Origin of the sequence: Streptomyces sp. NPDC012827 (genome assembly GCF_042900905.1) — a bacterium.
GTDB lineage: Bacteria > Actinomycetota > Actinomycetes > Streptomycetales > Streptomycetaceae > Streptomyces > Streptomyces gulbargensis.
On the sequence record NZ_JBIBBY010000004.1, the window covers coordinates 556363 to 574540 of the forward strand.

The window sequence follows — 18178 nt, forward strand, 5'->3', positions numbered from 1 at the left end:
GTGCACGAAGCACGACCCAGCGACGACCCGGGCAGGTGGCGCGCGATGAGTTCACTGCTGCTCCTGACCAATGCCCTCCAGCCGTCGACCGAGGTGCTTCCCGCACTCGGCCTGCTGCTGCACAACGTCCGGGTGGCTCCCGCCGAGGGCCCCGCCCTCGTGGACACCCCCGGCGCCGACGTGATCCTCGTCGACGGCCGCCGCGACCTCCCGCAGGTCCGCTCCCTCTGCCAGCTGCTCCGCTCCACCGGACCGGGCTGTCCGCTGATCCTGGTCGTCACCGAGGGCGGTCTCGCCGCCGTCACCGCCGACTGGGGCATCGACGACGTCCTCCTCGACACGGCGGGACCCGCCGAGGTCGAGGCGCGGCTGCGGCTGGCGACCGGCCGCCAGCAGATCGTCGCCGACGACTCCCCGATGGAGATCCGCAACGGTGACCTGTCGGTGGACGAGGCCACGTACAGCGCCAAGCTCAAGGGCCGGGTCCTCGACCTCACCTTCAAGGAGTTCGAGCTCCTGAAGTACCTGGCCCAGCACCCGGGCCGGGTCTTCACGCGCGCGCAGCTCCTCCAGGAGGTGTGGGGGTACGACTACTTCGGCGGCACCCGGACGGTCGACGTCCACGTGCGGCGGCTGCGGGCGAAGCTGGGGCCCGAGCACGAGTCCCTCATCGGCACCGTCCGTAACGTCGGGTACCGGTTCGTCGCCCCGGAGAAGGTCGAGCGGGCCGCCGAGGAGGCCCGCGCGAAGGAGGAGGCGCGGGCCCGGCGGACCGGCGAAGAAGGAGGCCCCGGCGCGTCCGGGGTCAAGGCCGCCACGCCTGCCGTCACCCCGTCGGGCGACCCCGATGTGGCGGACGCCACAGTACGGCCTGCCGGGAGGTAGGTCACCCCGCGTAGACTGCCGCGCGTGGCCAAGGTGACGCGGGATGACGTAGCGCGACTGGCGGGTACTTCGACCGCGGTCGTGAGTTACGTCATCAACAACGGACCCCGGCCGGTCGCCCCGGCCACGCGCGAGCGTGTCCTCGCCGCCATCAAGGAGCTGGGGTACCGGCCCGACCGGGTCGCCCAGGCCATGGCGTCCCGCCGCACCGACCTCATAGGCATGGTCGTCCCCGACGCGCGCCAGCCCTTCTTCGCGGAGATGGCCCACGCGGTCGAACAGGCCGCCGCCGAGCGCGGGAAGATGGTCCTCGTCGGGAACTCCGACTACCGCACCGAGCGCGAGATCCATTACCTCCGCGCCTTCCTCGGCATGCGGGTCTCCGGACTGATCCTTGTCAGCCAGGGCATGAGCGAGCAGGCCGCGAGCGAGATCGAGGCCTGGGACGCGCGCGTGGTGCTGCTCCACGAGCGCCCCGAGGCCATCGACGACGTCGCCGTCGTCACCGACGACATCGGCGGCGCCCAGCTCGCCACCCGGCACCTCCTGGAGCACGGCCACCCGTACGTGGCCTGCCTCGGTGGCGTCCCGAACACCCCGGCGGTCGGCGACCCGGTCGCCGACCACGTGGAGGGCTGGCGGCGCGCCATGCTGGAGTCCGGCCGCTCGGTCGAGGGCCGCCTCTTCGAGGCCCCGTACAACCGCTACGACGCCTACCGGATCGCGCTGGAGCTGCTGGCCGGGCCCGACCGGCCGCCGGCCATCTTCTGCTCCACCGACGACCAGGCCTTCGGTGTGCTGCGGGCGGCGCGCGAGCTGCGCATCGACGTGCCGACCGAGCTGGCGGTGGCGGGCTTCGACGACGTGAAGGAGGCGGCGCTCACCGACCCGCCGCTGACCACCGTCCACTCGGACCGCCCGGCCATGGCCCGCGCGGCCGTGGACCTGGTCCTGGACGACTCCCTGCGCGTGGCCGGCTCCCGCCGCGAGCGGGTGAAGCTGTTCCCCTCGGCCCTCGTCGTCCGCCGCTCCTGCGGCTGCCACGGCTGAGCCCGCACACGACACGGCACGGGCTCAGCTCGGGCCCTGGGGGCGCAGCGAGGCTCAGAAGACGCCGTTCTGCTTCCACCACTGCCAGCCGTTGAGCTCCTGGACCGGGCGCAGGACGGCCGGAGCCGTGCCGGAACCGCGGTAGCCGAGGAGACGGCCGGGGAATCCGCCCTGATACTGCTCGTTCGTGGAGGCCACGAGGTCGTTGAGTCCGTCTCCGTCGTACGAGCCGACGGCGATCAGGTTCTCCATGACGTGCCAGCCGGTACCGATCAGCGTCCGCCCGGCCAGCGTGCCGTTGCCGCGGCCCGCGTAGAACCAGAGCCTGCCGTCCCGCTCGCGGGCGATCAGATCCGCCTTGCCGTCCCGGTTCATGTCCCCGCTGCCGACGAGACGGTTCATGACGTGCCAGCCGGTGCCGACCGGCTTCCGGGCGGCGAAGGTGCCGTTGCCGCGGCCCGGGTAGAGCCACAGCCGCCCGGAGCCGTCGCGGGCGACCAGGTCGGCCCTGCCGTCGCCCGAGAGGTCACCCACGGCGGTCGGGGCGGCCAGGGTGTTCCAGCCGGTGCCGACGTTCGTACGGGTGCCGAACGCGCCGGTGCCCTTGCCGGGGTACATCCACAGCCGCCCGGCCCCGTCCCGGGCCACGAGGTCCTCGCGGCCGTCGCCGGTGAAGTCGCCGTGCCGGGTCAGGGCCGTCATGCCGTTCCAGCCGGCGCCGAGGTAGCGGCCGGTGCCGTCGCCCGGCAGGTACCAGAGGCGGCCGGCCAGGTCGCGCGAGAGCACGTCGGCCCGCCGGTTGTTGTCGAGGTCGCCGAAGCCGGCGGCGCGGGTCCCGGGATCGGAGATCCAGTGCGGGTAGGCGTCGCCCGTGCACTCGTTCTCGGTCCTGACCATCTTGATCGAGCTGATCGCGCGGTCCAGGCTGTCGGTGTAGTCGTGGCCGCTCCCGTCCGGGGCGACCGCGAAGAGCGAGGAGCTGGAACCGCTCAGCGAGTAGTGGGGGTCCGTGTAGACACACGCGATCACGGCGGACTTGTTCGTGAACGACCGGATCTTGTTGTCCCAGGTGCCCAGCGTGGCCATGCTCGTGTTCGTCTTGAACAGGGTGCCGCCGCCGGACGTCCCCGTGAACCCGCAGAAGTAGCCCGCCGGGCAGCGGTCCATCCACGAGGAGGCCTGGGCCGGCTGGGCCGGCAGCGTGGCCGCCAGCAGCCCGCCGGCCAGCACACCGGTCACCGAGGCCAGCAGGCGTTTCACCGTCTTGCGCAACGTCGTTTCCCCTCCCGGCGTCCCGAGGGCCGGGACGCGCTGGGTGCACCGTAGACCCGGGTCGGAAGGGGCCCCTCACCGGGGCGACCAGGGGGCCGCGCGCGCGGGGCTTCATTTCGGGCATACAGGGTTCTGCCGGGCTTCTCACCCCTTCCTCAGACGGTTCTCATGGACGGCGCCGAAAGTCGTTCCCATGACGGACTTCGCGCACCAGCAGCAGCCCCCGCAGCCGCCCCACCCCCCGAGGCCGCCGTACGAGCCGGCGGCGCCGTTCACCGCCGGGCCGGGCACCACCGTGTGGCCCGCCGGTTCCGGTGGGCACCTGCCGCCGCCGGCCGGGCCGGTGGCGGGAGGGGCGGCGGGCGGCGCGCCCGGCTCGCGGCGGCGGGCCCGGCGCGGGACCGGGCTCGTCGTGGCCGTGGCCATCGCCGCCGCGGCGGTCGGCGGCGGCACCGCGACCCTGGTGCAGCGGTTCACGGCGGAGCCCGCGACCGTCTCCGCCGCGCCGGTGGTGGCCGGCACCAACGTGTCGACGGGCGGCCGGGGCACGGTCGCCGGGGTGGCCGCGGCCGTCTCGCCCTCCATCGTCGAGATCTCCGCGGACTCGGCCGCCGGCGGCTCCACCGGTTCCGGCGTGATCATCACTCCGGACGGCGAGATCGTCACCAACAACCACGTGATCTCCGGGGCCTCCTCGGTGACCGTACGGCTCGGGGACGGCCGTACGTTCCCGGCCGAGGTCGTCGGCACGGACCCCGACAAGGACCTCGCGCTGATCGAGCTGAAGGGCGCTCCCGGGAAGCTCAAGGCCGCCACCCTCGGTGACTCCTCGAAGGTGCGGGTCGGTGAGGAGGTCGTGGCGATCGGCTCCCCCGAGGGCCTGACCGGCACCGTCACCAGCGGCATCGTGTCGGCGCTCGACCGGGACGTCACCGTCGCCAAGGACGAGGACCAGGGGCAGGGCCGGGGGCAGCAGTGGGATCCGCGCCAGGGCTGGCCGTTCGAATTCGGCGGCCAGCGGTTCAACGGTGACACCGGCTCCTCGAAGACCACGTACAAGGCGATCCAGACCGACGCCTCCCTGAATCCGGGGAATTCCGGCGGTGCGCTGATCAATATGAACGGTGAGATCATCGGAATCAATTCGGCCATGTACGCGCCGAGTTCCGCGAACGGTTCCGCGGCCGGAAGCGTCGGCCTCGGATTCGCCATCCCCGTCGACACCGTCAAGGCCGACCTGCCGCGTCTGCGCGCGGGCGGCGACAGCTGAACGGCACACCGGACGCGTGCGAGTCTTGGGCCATGACGGCACAGACGGGACAGCAGAACGAAGCCGAGCGCATCCTCGTCGTCGACGACGAGCCGGCCGTACGGGAGGCCCTGCGCCGCAGCCTCGCCTTCGAGGGGTACGCGACGCGGGAGGCCGCCGACGGGCTCGACGCGCTCGCCGCCATGGAGTCGTACGCCCCCGATCTCGTCGTCCTGGACGTGCAGATGCCCCGCATGGACGGGCTCACCGCGGCCCGGCGGATCCGGGCCTCAGGCTCGACCGTGCCGATCCTGATGCTGACGGCCCGGGACACGGTCGGCGACCGGGTCACCGGGCTCGACGCGGGCGCCGACGACTACCTGGTGAAGCCGTTCGAACTGGACGAGCTGTTCGCCCGCATCCGGGCGCTGCTGCGCCGCAGCGCGTACGCCGCGCCCGCCGCCGCGCCGGCCGGGGACGGGGTCCTCGCCTTCGAGGACCTGCGCATGGACCCGGTGACGCGGGAGGTGACCCGGGGCGGGCGGACGGTGGAGCTGACCCGTACCGAGTTCACCCTCCTGGAGATGTTCCTGACCCACCCGCGCCAGGTGCTGACCCGCGAGCAGATCCTGAAGGCGGTGTGGGGCTTCGACTTCGAGCCGAGCTCGAACTCGCTCGACGTGTACGTGATGTACCTGCGGCGCAAGACGGAGGCGGGCGGGGAGCCGCGCCTGGTCCACACCGTGCGGGGCGTCGGGTACGTGCTGCGCGGAGGGGGCGCGGAGTGAAGGGACGGGACGCCCGCGGTCCCCTCGCCTGGTTCCGGTCACGGCCGCTGCGTTCACGGCTCGCGCTGCTCACCGCCTTCGCGGTGGCGGTGGCGGTGGCGGCGGTCTCGGCGGCCTGCTGGTTCGTGACGCGGGCCCAGCTGGAGGCGGAGCTGGACGCCTCGCTGCGCAACGTACGGCTGGACACCGGGGCGGTGACGGAGCTCCTGACGGATTGCCGGCAGGGCCGCAAGCCGGCGGCCACCGTGGAGCCGTACACCGTGCAGGTGGTCCTCGCGAACGGTGCCGTGTGCACCTCGGGGCAGGCGCCGCTGCCGGTCGGGAGCGACGACCTCCGGGTCGCGCGGGGTGAACTGGCGTACGTGCTCCACACGGTGACGGACGCGGACGGACGCGAGATGCGGGTCTCGACCTATCCGCAGGCCGGTCCGCCCGGGATCGCGGTCTCCCTCGCCCGCTCGCTCTCCGAGATCGACAACTCGATGTCCACCCTGCGCTGGGTGCTGCTGCTGGTCTCGGGGATCGGCGTCGTCGGCGCGGGCGCGGCCGGGCTGTGGGTGGCGCGCACCGGCCTGGAGCCGGTGGACCGGCTGACCGGGGCGGTGGAGCACGTGGCGGCGACCGAGGACCTGACGGTGCGGATCCCGGTGGAGGGCGAGGACGAGATCGCCCGGCTGTCGCGGTCGTTCAACGCGATGACGGCGGCGCTCGCGACCTCCCGGGACCGGCAGGCGCGGCTGATCGCGGACGCGGGGCACGAGCTGCGGACGCCGCTGACCTCGCTGCGGACCAACGTGGAGCTGCTGGCGCGCAGCGAGGAGACCGGGCGGGCGATCCCGGCGGAGGACCGGCGGGCCCTGATGGCCTCGGTGAAGGCGCAGATGACGGAGCTGGCGTCGCTGATCGGCGACCTCCAGGAGCTGGCCCGCCCGGACACGGCGCGGCCGGGGCCGCTGGAGGTGGTGCCGTTCCACACGATCCTCCGCTCGGCCCTGGACCGGGCCCGGCTGCGCGGCCCGGAGCTCACCTTCACGACGGACCTGGCGCCCTGGTACGTCCGGGCGGAACCGGCCGCTCTCGAACGGGCCCTGGTCAACGTGCTGGACAACGCGGTGAAGTTCTCGCCCCCGCGCGGCACGGTCGAGGTGACCCTGATGCGGGGCGAGCTGACCGTCCGGGACCACGGCCCCGGCATCGCGCCCGACGAACTGCCGCACGTCTTCGACCGCTTCTGGCGCTCGCCGTCGGCCCGCAGCCTGCCGGGCTCGGGCCTGGGCCTGTCGATCGTGGCCCGTACGGTCCGGCAGGCGGGCGGCACGGTCGCGCTCGCCCCCGCGGAGGGCGGCGGCACCCGCGTCACCCTCCGCCTCCCGGGCGCCCCGACCCCGCCGCCGGAGACGGCGCCCTGAGCGGCCCGTCGCGTCAGTTGTGGCGGAGGAGGGCCTCGACGAGGCCCGGGCGGGTGTTCGGGTAGTCCATCGGCACGATGCCGAGGCCGGTCCTCCCGGCCGCCTCCGTGCCGTCGAGCCAGGAGTGGACGCGGGGGTTGAGCCGGTCGGCGTTCCAGCGGGGCGGGAGGTAGGCGGCGGTGCTGACGAAGTTGACGTACAGCTTCCCCGGCTGCTGGTAGGCGGCGCGGAAGTGGCTCTCGATCTTCGGGTACTTGGCGTCGGGGAGGGCGTTCCAGTCGTCCTGGACCGCGAAGACGGCGGGGTCGGCCCACCGCGGACCCGGCAGGCCGGCGTTGTCGGCGAGGAGGACGACGCGCCCGCGGGCCTCGCCGAGGAGCGGGAGCCGGTCGGCGATCCGGAAGAGGGGGCGCCAGCCGCGCCGGTCGAGGTAGTCGTCGAAGACGGCGCGGAAGGCCGCGTCGGACTCCTCGGAGTACTCCTGCCTGACCCGCATGAGGACGGTCTCGGTGGGGTGCGCGGCGAGGAAGTCCCGGCAGGCGATCAGGACGTCGCCGAACATCATGTTCTGGTAGGAGGCGCCGTGGTGGATGGCGAAGGACCCACCGGTCACCCGGCACCTGATGTCCAGGAACCGGATACCGCTGTCCAGCTGCTGGGCGATGGTGGTGTTCTGGCACTCGCTCCACGGGCCGCCGAAGCGGGCCCCGGAGTCGTGCGTGCCGGGGATGGTGAGCCGCTGGAGCGGCGTCCCGTCCCCGTGCGCGGCCATCCACGCCCGTACGTCCACGGCCGAGGCGGGAGGTGCCCCGACGAGCAGCGCGGCCCCGGCCCCCACCGCTCCCACGAGAAAGCGTCGTCGCTCCATGGGCGGCACTATGGCAGGTGCACGACAACGGCACCAGAGTGCGGGAAGGGCGGCTCCCCCGCACGCCGCAGAGCGTGCGGGGGAGCCGCCCCGCGTCCTACTTGATCACCGTGATGCGGTCCGCCGCCGGAACGGGCAGCGGGTTCGCGGCCGAGGAGTGCGCCGCCAGGTAGGCGTTGAACACGTCCAGGTCCGAGGCGCCGACCAGCTTGTTCGTGCCGGTCGCCAGGGCCGGGAAGCCGTCGCCGCCACCCGCGAGGAACTCGTTCATCGCGACCCGGTAGGTCTTCGCCGGGTCGATCGGCTCACCGTTCAGCTTGATCGTGCCGTCGACGACGCGGTCCGCGCCCGTCTTCGTCATGTCCAGCGTGTAGGTGAGGCCCTTCGAGACCTGGAGGATCTTCACCGAGTTCAGGTTCGAGCCGCTGACCTGCTGCTTCAGCGCCTGAATGAGGTTCGCGCCGCTCAGGTCGACCACGTTCATCATGTTGGTGAAGGGCTGCACGGTGAAGGACTCGCCGTACGTCACCACGCCGTCGCCCTCGGAGCCCGAGGCCTTGTACACCAGGTCCGCGCGTATGCCGCCCGGGTTCATCAGGGCCAGCTGCGCGCCGCCCTTGTCCGCCGGGGCCAGGCCCTCCAGCTGCGCGTCCGCGATCAGGTCGCCGAGCGGCTTCTCGTACGCCGTGGAGCCGCGGCCGTTGATGTCGGCGGCGATCCAGCCCTGCGGGCGGTTGGCGACCGGGGCGGCGAGCGCCTGCCAGTCCTGGATCAGGCCGGTCATGTCCGCGGCCTTCGGCACGTCGCGCGTGACGACGCGGTTGGCCGAGTCGACGGCCGTGCGCACGATGTCCTTGGTGCGGCGGTCGTAGGTGAGCGTCGTGTCGGTGTACAGCTTGCCGAACGCGGACGCCGAGGTGACCAGGCGCGGCTTGCCGGCCGGGTCGGGCACCGTGCACACGTACGCCTGGTGCGTGTGGCCGGTGACCAGCGCGTCGACCTGCGGCGAGACGTTCTTGGCGATCTCGGTGATCGGACCGGAGATGCCGTCGCCCGGGCCGGGGCTGTCGCAGTCGTAGTTGTACGAGGACGAGGCCGGCGCGCCGCCCTCGTGGACCAGGGCGACGATGGACTTGACGCCCTTGCGCTCCAGGATCCTGGCGTACTTGTTGATCGTCTCGACCTCGTCGCCGAACTTCAGGCCCTTGACGCCCTCGGCGGTGACGATGTTCGGGGTGCCCTCCAGGGTCACGCCGATGAAGCCGATGCGGACGCCGTCCTTCTCCCAGACGAAGGTCGGGTCGAGCAGCGGCTTGCCGGTCTTCTCGTCCGTCACGTTGGCCGCGAGGTACGGGAAGTCGGCGCCCTCGAACTTCTCGCCCTTCACGAAACAGCCGGCCGTCGGGTGGCAGCCGCCGTTCTGCATGCGAGCCAGCTCGCGCGCGCCCTCGTCGAACTCGTGGTTGCCGACCGAGGTGACGTCGAGGTCCAGGCCGTTGAGGGCGTGGATCGTCGGCTCGTCGTGGAAGAGACCGGACAGCAGCGGGGAGCCGCCGATGAGGTCACCGGCCGCCGCCGTGATGGAGTAACGATTCCCCTGACGGGCCTGGCGCAGGTGCGTCGCCAGGTACTCGACGCCGCCCGCGTCGATCTTCTCGACCCGGCCGTCCGGGTGGGTGTGGCTGACCTGGCCGGAGGAGCCGGCCGGCGGCTCCAGGTTGCCGTGGAGGTCGTTGAAGGAGAGGAGCTGGACGTCGACCATCCGCCCCCAGCCCTTGCCGTTGGTGCCGGACGCGGCGGTCTCCGCGGCGTCCTGCGACGCCCCGGCGGGCAGCGCGGCGACGAGCGCCCCGGCGGTCGCGAGCCCCGCGCCGACGGCGAGAATGCGCCGCCCCGCCTTGTTCTTCCTCGGTGTCGTTCCCATCTCTCCCTGGTCCCTTTGCCCCGGTACGCGGCCCTGATCGTCCCCCGTCTGCGGACGCAGCCTAAGGTCAACGCGCGTAGCGCAACAGGGGTCGGCCGGTTACAAGACAGTTGCCCTTGGCTGACGAAGTGTCGCCGTAGGCTCGTCCCATGACTTCCGACGCGGCGCCGGCCCTCGAACCGGGACGGCAGATCCACACGTATGACGAGCTCTCGCCCGAGCAGGTCCAGGACGTACTGGACCTGCTCGAGGCCGCGGACCGCGCCGACGGCGTGCACGCCGTCTCCGAGCAGGGGCGGCTCTACCTGCGCAACGGCCGGCGCGAGGGCGTCCGCCACTTCCTCCTGACGGTGGGCCCCGCCCTGTACGGCTACGCCCAGCTGGAGGAGACCGACCCGGTCGAGGCCCCGGCCGCCGAGCTGCTCGTCCACCCGGCACACCGAGGGCGCGGCCACGGCCGGGCCCTCGGCACCGCCCTGCTCGCCGCCTCCGGCAAGCGGCTGCGCGTCTGGGCGCACGGCGGCAGGTCGGCGGCCCGCCACCTCGCCCAGGTCCTCGGCCTGACCCTCTTCCGCGAGCTCCGGCAGCTGCGCCGCCCGCTGAGCCCGCTGGACGTCCCGGAGCCGGTGCTGCCGGAGGGCGTCACCGTCCGCACCTTCGTCCCCGGCCAGGACGACGCCGCCTGGCTCGCCGTCAACGCGGCGGCCTTCGCGCACCACCCGGAGCAGGGCTCGCTCACCCAGCGGGACCTGGACGACCGCATGGCCGAGCCGTGGTTCGACCCCAAGGGCTTCTTCCTCGCCGAGCGCGACGGCCGGATCATCGGCTTCCACTGGACGAAGACCCACGCCGAGGAGCAGCTCGGCGAGGTGTACGTGGTCGGCATCCTGCCGGAGGCCCAGGGCGGCGGCCTCGGCAAGGCCCTGACGGCGATCGGCCTCCGCCACCTGGCGGCGCAGACGCTGCCGACGGCGATGCTCTACGTGGACGCCGACAACACGGCGGCGGTACGGGTCTACGAGGGGATGGGCTTCACCACGCACGAGGTGGACCTGATGTACCGCGCGGAGTCGTAGCGGCGCGGGCGAACTCCTGGAGGTGAGGGGGCGGTTGACACCGCCCCCTTCTTTCCATCACCCTTTCACTACTTGATTAGTGAAAGGGTGGTGGAAAGAACGTGGTCGAGTACCGCATCGACCGGCGCAGTGGCGTCGCCACCTACCTCCAGATCGTCCAGCAGACGAAACAGGCCCTCCGCATGGGCCTCCTGGAGCCCGGCGACCGGCTGCCCACCGCACGCGAGGTCGTCGAGGCCACGGCGATCAACCCCAACACGGTCCTCAAGGCCTACCGGGAACTCGAACGCGAAGGCCTCGTCGAGGCTCGCCGCGGCCTCGGCACCTTCGTCCGCGCCACGCTCGGCGCCGCCGCCACCGCCGGTTCGCCCCTGCGCGGCGAACTCGCCGACTGGGCGCGCCGGGCCCGCGCCGCCGGACTGGACCGCGAGGACGTGGCCGCGCTCTTCACCGCCGTACTGAAGGAACACTTCGAGGGGGACGACCACCGATGACACGAGACGCCGCTCTGACGGCGGGGCTCCTGGGCCTGCGGTACGGGGGACGACGGGGCGGCTGGGCCCTGCGGGAGTGCGACTTCGCCCTCCCCGCCGGGCGCGTCTGCGCCCTCGTGGGACCCAACGGCGCCGGCAAGTCCACCCTCCTCGCCCTCGCCGCCGGACTCCTGCGCCCCACCGAGGGCCACATCACCGGCCCGGACCGGGAGCGGATCGCCTACGTCGCCCAGGACAAGCCGCTCCACCCCCGGCTCAGCGTCGCCGACACCCTGCGCATGGGCCGCGAACTCAACCCGGGCCGCTGGGACGAGGCCGCCGCCCGCCGCGTCCTGGCCGACGCGCTCGACCCGCGCTCCCCCGTGCGCGACCTCTCCGGCGGACAGCGCACCCGCGTCGCCCTCGCGCTCGCCCTCGGCAAGCGGCCCGAACTGCTGCTCCTGGACGAGCCGATGGCCGACCTCGACCCGCTCGCCCGCCACCAGCTGATGGGCCTGCTCATGGCCGACGCGGCCGAACGCGGCACCACCGTCGTCATGTCCTCGCACATCCTCACCGAGCTGGAGGGCGCCTGCGACCACCTCCTGCTCCTCGCCGGCGGGCGCGTCCGCCTCGACGGCCCCGTCGACGACCTCCTCGCCGCCCACACCCTGCTCACCGGACCGGTCGCCGACCTCGCCCCGCACACGGTGGTCGAGTCGCGCACGACGGGCCGTCAGCTCACGGCGCTCGTCCGTCACGAGGGCCCGGTCGCGGGCCCCTGGGAGACCGCCGCCCCGTCCCTGGAGGACCTCCTCCTCGCCCACCTCCGCACCACCGAAGGAGCCCGTGCATGAGCGGCCTCGCCCTGAAGGGCACGACCTGGGTCACGGTCCGGCAGTACCGGCGGACGCTGTGGCTGGCGGGAGCGGCGGTGGTGCTGGTGGGGGCGGTGCTGGTGGCGCTGTGGATCTGGGACGCCCGGGTCCCCGACACGTACACCCGGGGCGGCCGGACACTGCCCGCGCAGACCGACACCGGCCGGCATCTGCTGAGCGTGGCCGTGGGCGAGGTGGCCGACGGCATGCTCCTCCTGCCGGTCCTTCTCGGCGCCTTCGTCGCGGGCCCCCTGATCGCCCGCGAGTACGAGTCGGGGACGTACAGGCTCGCGCTCACGCAGTCGGTCGGCCCCGCCGCCTGGCTCCGCGCCAAGCTCCTCACCGTGACCGTCGCGGCGCTCGCCACGGCCCTCGCCCTGAGCCTCCTGTACCGGCTGGCCCAGGGCCACCTCACCGACACCCCGTACCGGGACTTCGACCCCGGCCCGTACGAGGTGACCGGCCTGGTCCTCTTCGCCCAGCTCCTCGCCGCCGTCGCCGTCGGCGCCCTCCTCGGCCTGCTGGTCCGCCGGACCCTCCTGGCCATGGCGGCCACGGGCGCGGTCCTGGGCGCGGTGCTGCTCGTGCTCGGCGCGCTGCGCTGGTCGCTCCTGCCTGTTCGGACGGTCACCGGCCCGAACGGGGACATGCTGATGCCCCGGGACAACGGGCTGCTCATGGACACGGGGCTGCTCACCTCCACCGGCGCCCGCTTCGACCGGGGGATCTGCTGGCAGGAGGCCAACGCGGTCCCCGGTGTGGACGCGGACCACGACCTGTGGATCACGGCGCACGAGCAGTGCCTCAGCCGCAACGACGTCACCGCCCAGTACGTCGACCACCACCCCCAGTCCCACTTCTGGCCCACGCAGTTCATCGAGTCCGGCATCCTCCTCGCCCTCGCCGCGCTCGCCCTCTTCGCCGCCTTCCGCGTGCTGCGCACCCGCCACCCGTAGGGGGTCCCGGGGGCGGGGCCGGGCACTCGCCCGGCCCCGCCCCCGATTCCGTCACGCCACGTCCCCGTTACCGACCGTTCAGACGCGCTTGCGACGCTCACGCAATGAAGCGCTCCGTGCCCGTGCCCGCCAGGGCCCTCCCCAAGGGGAGACTTCCCTCCACCACGGCCCGCTCCGACGCGCCCGACCACCCGTTCGCGCGGAAGAATGGGGCCATGAGCCAGCAGCCCGCCGAGGTCCCGGTCCAGTCCTCCGCCACCCCGTCCGCGCAGCCGTCCGTCGGCTCCATCGCCGCGCACCGGCCCCAGGTCGTTCACCCGAACGGCGTAGGGGGCATCGACTCCGGTCTGGACTCCGATCCCGACGCGTACGAGGGGGACGGCGACGGACACGACGAGCTGCCCCCGGGGCGCTTCCTCGACCGTGAACGCAGCTGGCTCGCCTTCAACGAGCGCGTCCTCGAACTCGCCGAGGACCCCGGCACGCCCCTCCTGGAGCGCGCCAACTTCCTCGCGATCTTCGCCTCGAACCTCGACGAGTTCTTCATGGTCCGCGTGGCCGGCCTCAAGCGCCGCATCGCCACCGGCGTGGCCACGCGCTCCGCCTCGGGCCTCCAGCCCCGCGAGGTCCTCGACCTCATCTGGACCCGCTCGCGCGAGCTCATGGCCCGGCACGCCGCCTGCTTCCAGCAGGACGTCGCACCCGCCCTGGCCGACGAGGGCATCCACCTGATCCGCTGGCCCGAGCTGACGGAGAAGGAGCAGGCCCGCCTCTTCACCCTCTTCCGGCAGCAGATCTTCCCCGTCCTCACCCCGCTCGCCGTCGACCCGGCCCACCCCTTCCCGTACATCTCGGGTCTCTCGCTCAACCTCGCCGTGGTCGTCCGCAACCCGGTCAGCGGCCACCGCCACTTCGCGCGCGTGAAGGTGCCGCCGCTGCTCTCCCGCTTCCTGGAGGCCTCCCCGCAGCGGTACGTCCCGCTGGAGGACGTCATCGCGGCGCACCTGGAGGAGCTGTTCCCCGGCATGGAGGTGCTCGCGCACCACATGTTCCGGGTGACCAGGAACGAGGACCTGGAGGTCGAGGAGGACGACGCCGAGAACCTGCTCCAGGCGCTGGAGAAGGAGCTCATGCGGCGCCGCTTCGGCCCGCCGGTCCGCCTGGAGGTCGAGGAGTCGATCGACCCGTACGTGCTCGACCTGCTGGTCCGCGAGCTCAAGGTGTCCGACGCCGAGGTCTACCCGCTGCCGGGCCCGCTCGACCTCACCGGCCTCTTCGGCATCGCCGGGCAGGACCGGCCCGAGCTGAAGTACCCGACGTTCGTCGCCGGCACCCACCGGGACCTCTCCGAGGTGGAGTCGGCGTCCGCGCCGGACGTCTTCGCCGCGCTGCGCGAGCGGGACGTGCTGCTGCACCACCCGTACGACTCCTTCTCGACGTCCGTGCAGGCCTTCCTGGAGCAGGCGGCGGCCGACCCGGACGTCCTCGCGATCAAGCAGACGCTCTACCGGACCTCGGGCGACTCGCCGATCGTGGACGCGCTGATCGACGCGGCCGAATCGGGCAAGCAGGTCCTCGTCCTCGTCGAGATCAAGGCCCGCTTCGACGAGCAGGCCAACATCAAGTGGGCGCGGAAGCTGGAGGAGGCCGGCTGCCACGTCGTCTACGGCCTCGTCGGCCTCAAGACCCACTGCAAGCTGTCCCTGGTGGTACGGCAGGAGGGCGAGCTGCTGCGCCGCTACTCCCACGTCGGCACCGGCAACTACCACCCGAAGACGGCCCGGCTCTACGAGGACCTCGGCCTGCTCACCGCCGACCCGCAGGTGGGCGCCGACCTGTCCGACCTGTTCAACCGGCTCTCCGGCTACTCGCGCCGTGAGACGTACCGCCGGCTCCTCGTCGCCCCCAAGTCGCTGCGCGACGGGCTGGTCTCCCGGATCACCAAGGAGATCGTCCACCACCGGGCCGGGCGCCCCGCCTACGTCCGGATCAAGGTCAACTCGATGGTCGACGAGGCCGTCATCGACGCCTGCTACCGGGCCTCGCAGGCCGGGGTGCCGGTCGACATCTGGGTCCGCGGCATCTGCGCCGTACGGCCCGGCGTCCCCGGCCTCTCGGAGAACATCCGGGTCCGGTCGGTCCTCGGCCGCTTCCTGGAGCACTCCCGGATCTTCGCCTTCGGCAACGGCGGCGAACCGGAGGTCTGGTTCGGCAGCGCCGACATGATGCACCGGAACCTCGACCGCCGGATAGAGGCCCTCGTCCGGGTCTCCGACCCCGCCCACCGGGCGGCCCTCACCCGGCTCCTGGAGACCGGGATGTCCGACACCACCTCCTCCTGGCACCTCGGCCCCGACGGCAACTGGACGCGCCACGCGACCGACGCCGAGGGCAAGCCGCTGCGGCACGTCCAGGAGATGCTCATCGACGCCCGGAGGCGGCGGCGTGTCCAACCCTGACCACTACTCCCAGGACGTCATGGCGGGCGAGGTCCTGGCCCCGTACCTGCACGCCCGGGCCGCGGACTTCCTCCGCGGCCTGCGGCTGCACCGCGAGAGCGGCGCCGACACGGCCGGGGCGGAGGAGGCCGCCCGTACGCTGCGGGCCGCCGCGCGCCGGATCAGCGGGACCCTGCACACCTTCCGGCCGCTGCTGGACCCGGTCTGGGCCGACCAGCTCCGCGCCGAGCTGGCCTGGCTCTCCGGGACCCTGGCCCTGGAACAGGCCTGCACCTCCCGGCTCGTCCGTCTGGTGGACGCGCTGTCCCGCCTGTCGAGCGCCGGCGGGCCCGTCCCCGCAGCCCGGGGCGAGCGGAGCGCCGGCCTCACCGTCGGCGCCGCCCGCGCCGGCGCGCTCCTGGAACGCCAGCTCACCCTGGCCCGTACGCGGGCCCACTCGGCGGCCCTCCAGGCGCTCGGCTCCTCCCGCTTCCACGCGGTCGCCGACGCGGTGGCGCTCCTCGCCTCCGAGGTGCCGCTCGGCCCGGCGGGGACCGCCCCGGCCGCCGAGGTCCTGGACGGCCCGGCCGCCCTCGCCGAACGCCGCCTGCGGGAGGCGGTCGCCGCGCTCCCGCTGACCCGGGCCGCCCACCCGTACAACGCCGAGGCGCTCGCCCTGTCCGCCGGGGAGACGCAGGACGCGCCCTGGCACCACACCCGGCTCCTGCTGCGGCTCCACCGGTACGCCTCCGAGGTCCTGCACACCGGCGGCGAACCCGACACGGTGCTGTACGAGGCGGCCCGGGCCCTCGACCGGCACCGGGACGCCGCCGAGGCCGCGACCGCCGCCGCCACGGCCGCCCGGACACCGAGGATCGCCCCGGCCACGGCGTACGCCCTGGGCGTCCTCCACGCCGACCAGCGCCACGAGGTCGAGGCGGCCCGCTTCGCCTTCCAGCGGGCCTGGCGGAGCGCGACGGCCCCGGTGCCATGAACGCCGCCGCGGCCCCGTCGGGCCCCGGGACCGGCCACGGCGGCGGGGCCGGGGCCGGGGCCGCCGCCCCGGTCCTGGCGGCCGGATGCGTCCTGTGGCGCCCGGCGGTTTCCGGCCACCCCGGCGACCCCGCCGGGATCGAGGTGGCCGTGATCCACCGGCCCAAGTGGGACGACTGGTCCCACCCCAAGGGGAAGCGGAAGCGGGGCGAGACCGCCGAGGAGTGCGCTCTGCGCGAGGTCCTGGAGGAGACCGGCCACCACTGCGCGCTGGGCGCCCGGCTCCCCACCGTCCGCTACACGGCGTCCGGCCGCCCCAAGGTGGTCGACTACTGGGCCGCCCGCGCCCTGAGCGGCACTTTCGCACCCACCCGGGAGGTCGACGCCCTGCTCTGGCTGCCGCCGGCCGAGGCCCGCGCCCGCCTCACCCGGCCCCAGGACCGGGCGCTCCTGGACGCCCTGCCGGTGCCGCCGGCGCACCGGTGACGCCGTCCGCACCCGGGCTTACGGCACGGTTCACTTCCCGTTCACTCTCCTCCGCCGACCGCTTCACCTGTTCTGCCTAATTTCGGCCTTACGAGGTGCTCGAAGCACGACGATGCACCCATCAACCCCGATACGCGCCGCCCTCGGACGTCCGGACACCAGGTCCACGGCACGGCGGCTTCTGGAAGGAACACCCGAAAGTGAAGCTTTCGCGCAAGAACGGGCTTCGCGCCTCCGCGATCGGTGCCCTCGTCGTCTCCGGTGCGCTCGTCCTCTCGGCGTGCGGTTCGGACAACAACACGGAGCCCACCAAGGGCGGTGGCGGCAAGACCAGCAACGCCGCCTCCTCGAGCATCAAGTGCGAGGGCGCCAAGGGCCAGCTGCTCGCCGCCGGCTCCAGCGCCCAGAAGAACGCGATGGACCTGTGGGTCAAGAACTTCCAGGCCGCGTGCGAAGGCGTCGAGGTCAACTACCAGGGCATCGGCTCCGGTGGCGGCATCACCAAGTTCAACCAGGGCCAGGTGGCCTTCGCCGGCTCCGACTCCGCGCTGAAGGAGGAGGAGGTCGCCGAGTCGCAGAAGATCTGCAAGGGCGGCAAGGGCGTCAACCTCCCCATGGTCGGCGGCCCCATCGCCATCGGCTACAAGCTGGAGGGCGTGGACAACCTCGTCCTGGACGCCGCCACCCTCGCCAAGATCTTCGACACGAAGATCACCAAGTGGAACGACCCGGCGATCGCCAAGCTCAACCCGGGCGCCAAGCTCCCCGACACCACGATCCAGGCCTTCCACCGCTCGGACGAGTCGGGCACCACCCAGAACCTGGGCAAGTACCTTTCCACCGCGGCTGCCGCAGACTGGAAGTACGACCCGAAGTCCAAGTCGTGGCCCGCCCCCGGTGGACAGGCCGCCAACGGCTCCTCCGGTGTCGCCACCGCCGTCAAGGACGCCGAGGGCTCCATCGGCTACTTCGAGCTCTCGTACGCCACCTCCAACAAGATCTCCACGGTCAGCATCAACACCGGTGCCTCCGCCCCGGTCGCCGCCACCACGGAGAACGCCTCCAAGGCCATCGCCGCCGCCAAGGTCAAGGGCACCGGCAACGACGTGGCGCTCTCCCTCGACTACGCCACCAAGGCCGAGGGCGCCTACCCGCTGGTCCTCGTCACCTACGAGATCGCCTGCGACAAGGGCAACAAGGCGGAGACCCTGCCGACCCTGAAGGCCTTCCTGAACTACGCGATCAGCGAGGAGGGCCAGAAGGTCCTCGCCGAGGCCGACTACGCCCCCATGCCGGCCGAGATCGCGGCCAAGGTCCGCGCGATCGTCCCGACCCTGTCCTGATCCCCGGCCGGGGGCGGCCCCTCACCTCCCGTGGAGGGGCCGCCCCCGGCATCCGGTGCACCGCCGCCAGGAGCCGTACACCCGTACCGG

The 18178-nt window shown here is 73.0% G+C and carries 16 protein-coding genes; 13 read left to right on the forward strand and 3 right to left on the reverse strand.

All coding sequences use genetic code 11. The annotated features are described in order from the left end of the window. Positions 1-45 precede the first annotated feature (45 nt). Positions 46-885: a response regulator transcription factor gene (locus ACFY60_RS12115; RefSeq protein ID WP_388610258.1), complete on the forward strand. Its 840-nt coding sequence runs from the start codon at positions 46-48 to the stop codon at positions 883-885. 24 nt (positions 886-909) lie between these two features. Then, on the forward strand, positions 910-1935 hold the full coding sequence (locus ACFY60_RS12120; protein ID WP_388610257.1) for a LacI family DNA-binding transcriptional regulator: 1026 nt from the start codon (positions 910-912) through the stop codon (positions 1933-1935). A gap of 54 nt (positions 1936-1989) precedes the next feature. Here the strand turns inward: ACFY60_RS12120 and ACFY60_RS12125 are convergent, their stop codons facing one another. Next, positions 1990-3207, reverse strand: coding sequence for an FG-GAP-like repeat-containing protein (locus tag ACFY60_RS12125; RefSeq protein ID WP_388610256.1), 1218 nt, complete (start codon positions 3205-3207; stop codon positions 1990-1992). 193 nt (positions 3208-3400) lie between these two features. On the opposite strand from ACFY60_RS12125, the gene ACFY60_RS12130 reads away from it, so the two are divergent. Genes ACFY60_RS12130 through ACFY60_RS12140 form a run of 3 tightly spaced genes read left to right on the forward strand, consistent with a single transcriptional unit; the run spans position 3401 to position 6653 of the window. After that, entirely contained in the window at positions 3401-4477 is a 1077-nt protein-coding gene (locus tag ACFY60_RS12130) for a S1C family serine protease (RefSeq protein WP_388610254.1), read from the forward strand. A gap of 32 nt (positions 4478-4509) precedes the next feature. After that, positions 4510-5244, forward strand: coding sequence for a response regulator transcription factor (locus ACFY60_RS12135; RefSeq protein ID WP_388610252.1), 735 nt, complete (start codon positions 4510-4512; stop codon positions 5242-5244). Next, positions 5241-6653, forward strand: a complete 1413-nt coding sequence (locus ACFY60_RS12140) for a sensor histidine kinase (RefSeq protein WP_388610250.1) — start codon at positions 5241-5243, stop codon at positions 6651-6653. Before ACFY60_RS12135 ends, ACFY60_RS12140 begins: the two co-directional genes overlap by 4 nt. Positions 6654-6666: 13 nt before the next feature. Here ACFY60_RS12140 and ACFY60_RS12145 read toward each other — a convergent pair whose 3' ends face one another. Together ACFY60_RS12145 and ACFY60_RS12150 are read right to left on the reverse strand one after the other, a co-directional pair. Next, the gene (locus tag ACFY60_RS12145) at positions 6667-7521 is read right to left on the reverse strand and encodes a phosphatidylinositol-specific phospholipase C (RefSeq protein ID WP_388610247.1); all 855 of its coding nucleotides are present in this window, start codon (positions 7519-7521) and stop codon (positions 6667-6669) included. Positions 7522-7618: 97 nt separating this feature from the next. Continuing rightward, positions 7619-9445, reverse strand: coding sequence for a bifunctional metallophosphatase/5'-nucleotidase (locus ACFY60_RS12150; protein WP_388610246.1), 1827 nt, complete (start codon positions 9443-9445; stop codon positions 7619-7621). Between the two features lie 149 nt (positions 9446-9594). On the opposite strand from ACFY60_RS12150, the gene mshD reads away from it, so the two are divergent. The 8 genes from mshD (at position 9595) to pstS (ending at position 18088) form a co-directional block, all read left to right on the forward strand. Beyond that, positions 9595-10521: a mycothiol synthase gene (gene mshD, locus ACFY60_RS12155; protein ID WP_388610244.1), complete on the forward strand. Its 927-nt coding sequence runs from the start codon at positions 9595-9597 to the stop codon at positions 10519-10521. 101 nt (positions 10522-10622) lie between these two features. Further along, positions 10623-11015: a GntR family transcriptional regulator gene (locus tag ACFY60_RS12160; protein ID WP_388610243.1), complete on the forward strand. Its 393-nt coding sequence runs from the start codon at positions 10623-10625 to the stop codon at positions 11013-11015. After that, complete coding sequence (locus tag ACFY60_RS12165) at positions 11012-11851, forward strand: ABC transporter ATP-binding protein (RefSeq protein ID WP_388610241.1); 840 nt, start codon at positions 11012-11014, stop codon at positions 11849-11851. The genes ACFY60_RS12160 and ACFY60_RS12165 overlap by 4 nt, the downstream gene beginning before the upstream one ends. Then, the gene (locus ACFY60_RS12170) at positions 11848-12828 is read left to right on the forward strand and encodes an ABC transporter permease (protein ID WP_388610239.1); all 981 of its coding nucleotides are present in this window, start codon (positions 11848-11850) and stop codon (positions 12826-12828) included. The genes ACFY60_RS12165 and ACFY60_RS12170 overlap by 4 nt, the downstream gene beginning before the upstream one ends. Before the next feature lie 215 nt (positions 12829-13043). Beyond that, on the forward strand, positions 13044-15287 hold the full coding sequence (locus ACFY60_RS12175; RefSeq protein WP_388616039.1) for an RNA degradosome polyphosphate kinase: 2244 nt from the start codon (positions 13044-13046) through the stop codon (positions 15285-15287). Next, positions 15274-16260 (forward strand): CHAD domain-containing protein, encoded by a 987-nt coding sequence (locus tag ACFY60_RS12180; protein WP_388616040.1) that lies wholly within the window; start codon positions 15274-15276, stop codon positions 16258-16260. The genes ACFY60_RS12175 and ACFY60_RS12180 overlap by 14 nt, the downstream gene beginning before the upstream one ends. Continuing rightward, positions 16257-16745 (forward strand): NUDIX hydrolase, encoded by a 489-nt coding sequence (locus ACFY60_RS12185; RefSeq protein ID WP_388616043.1) that lies wholly within the window; start codon positions 16257-16259, stop codon positions 16743-16745. Before ACFY60_RS12180 ends, ACFY60_RS12185 begins: the two co-directional genes overlap by 4 nt. A 200-nt stretch (positions 16746-16945) precedes the next feature. Then, on the forward strand, positions 16946-18088 hold the full coding sequence (pstS, locus tag ACFY60_RS12190) for a phosphate ABC transporter substrate-binding protein PstS (RefSeq protein WP_388616045.1): 1143 nt from the start codon (positions 16946-16948) through the stop codon (positions 18086-18088). Positions 18089-18178: the final 90 nt, after the last annotated feature.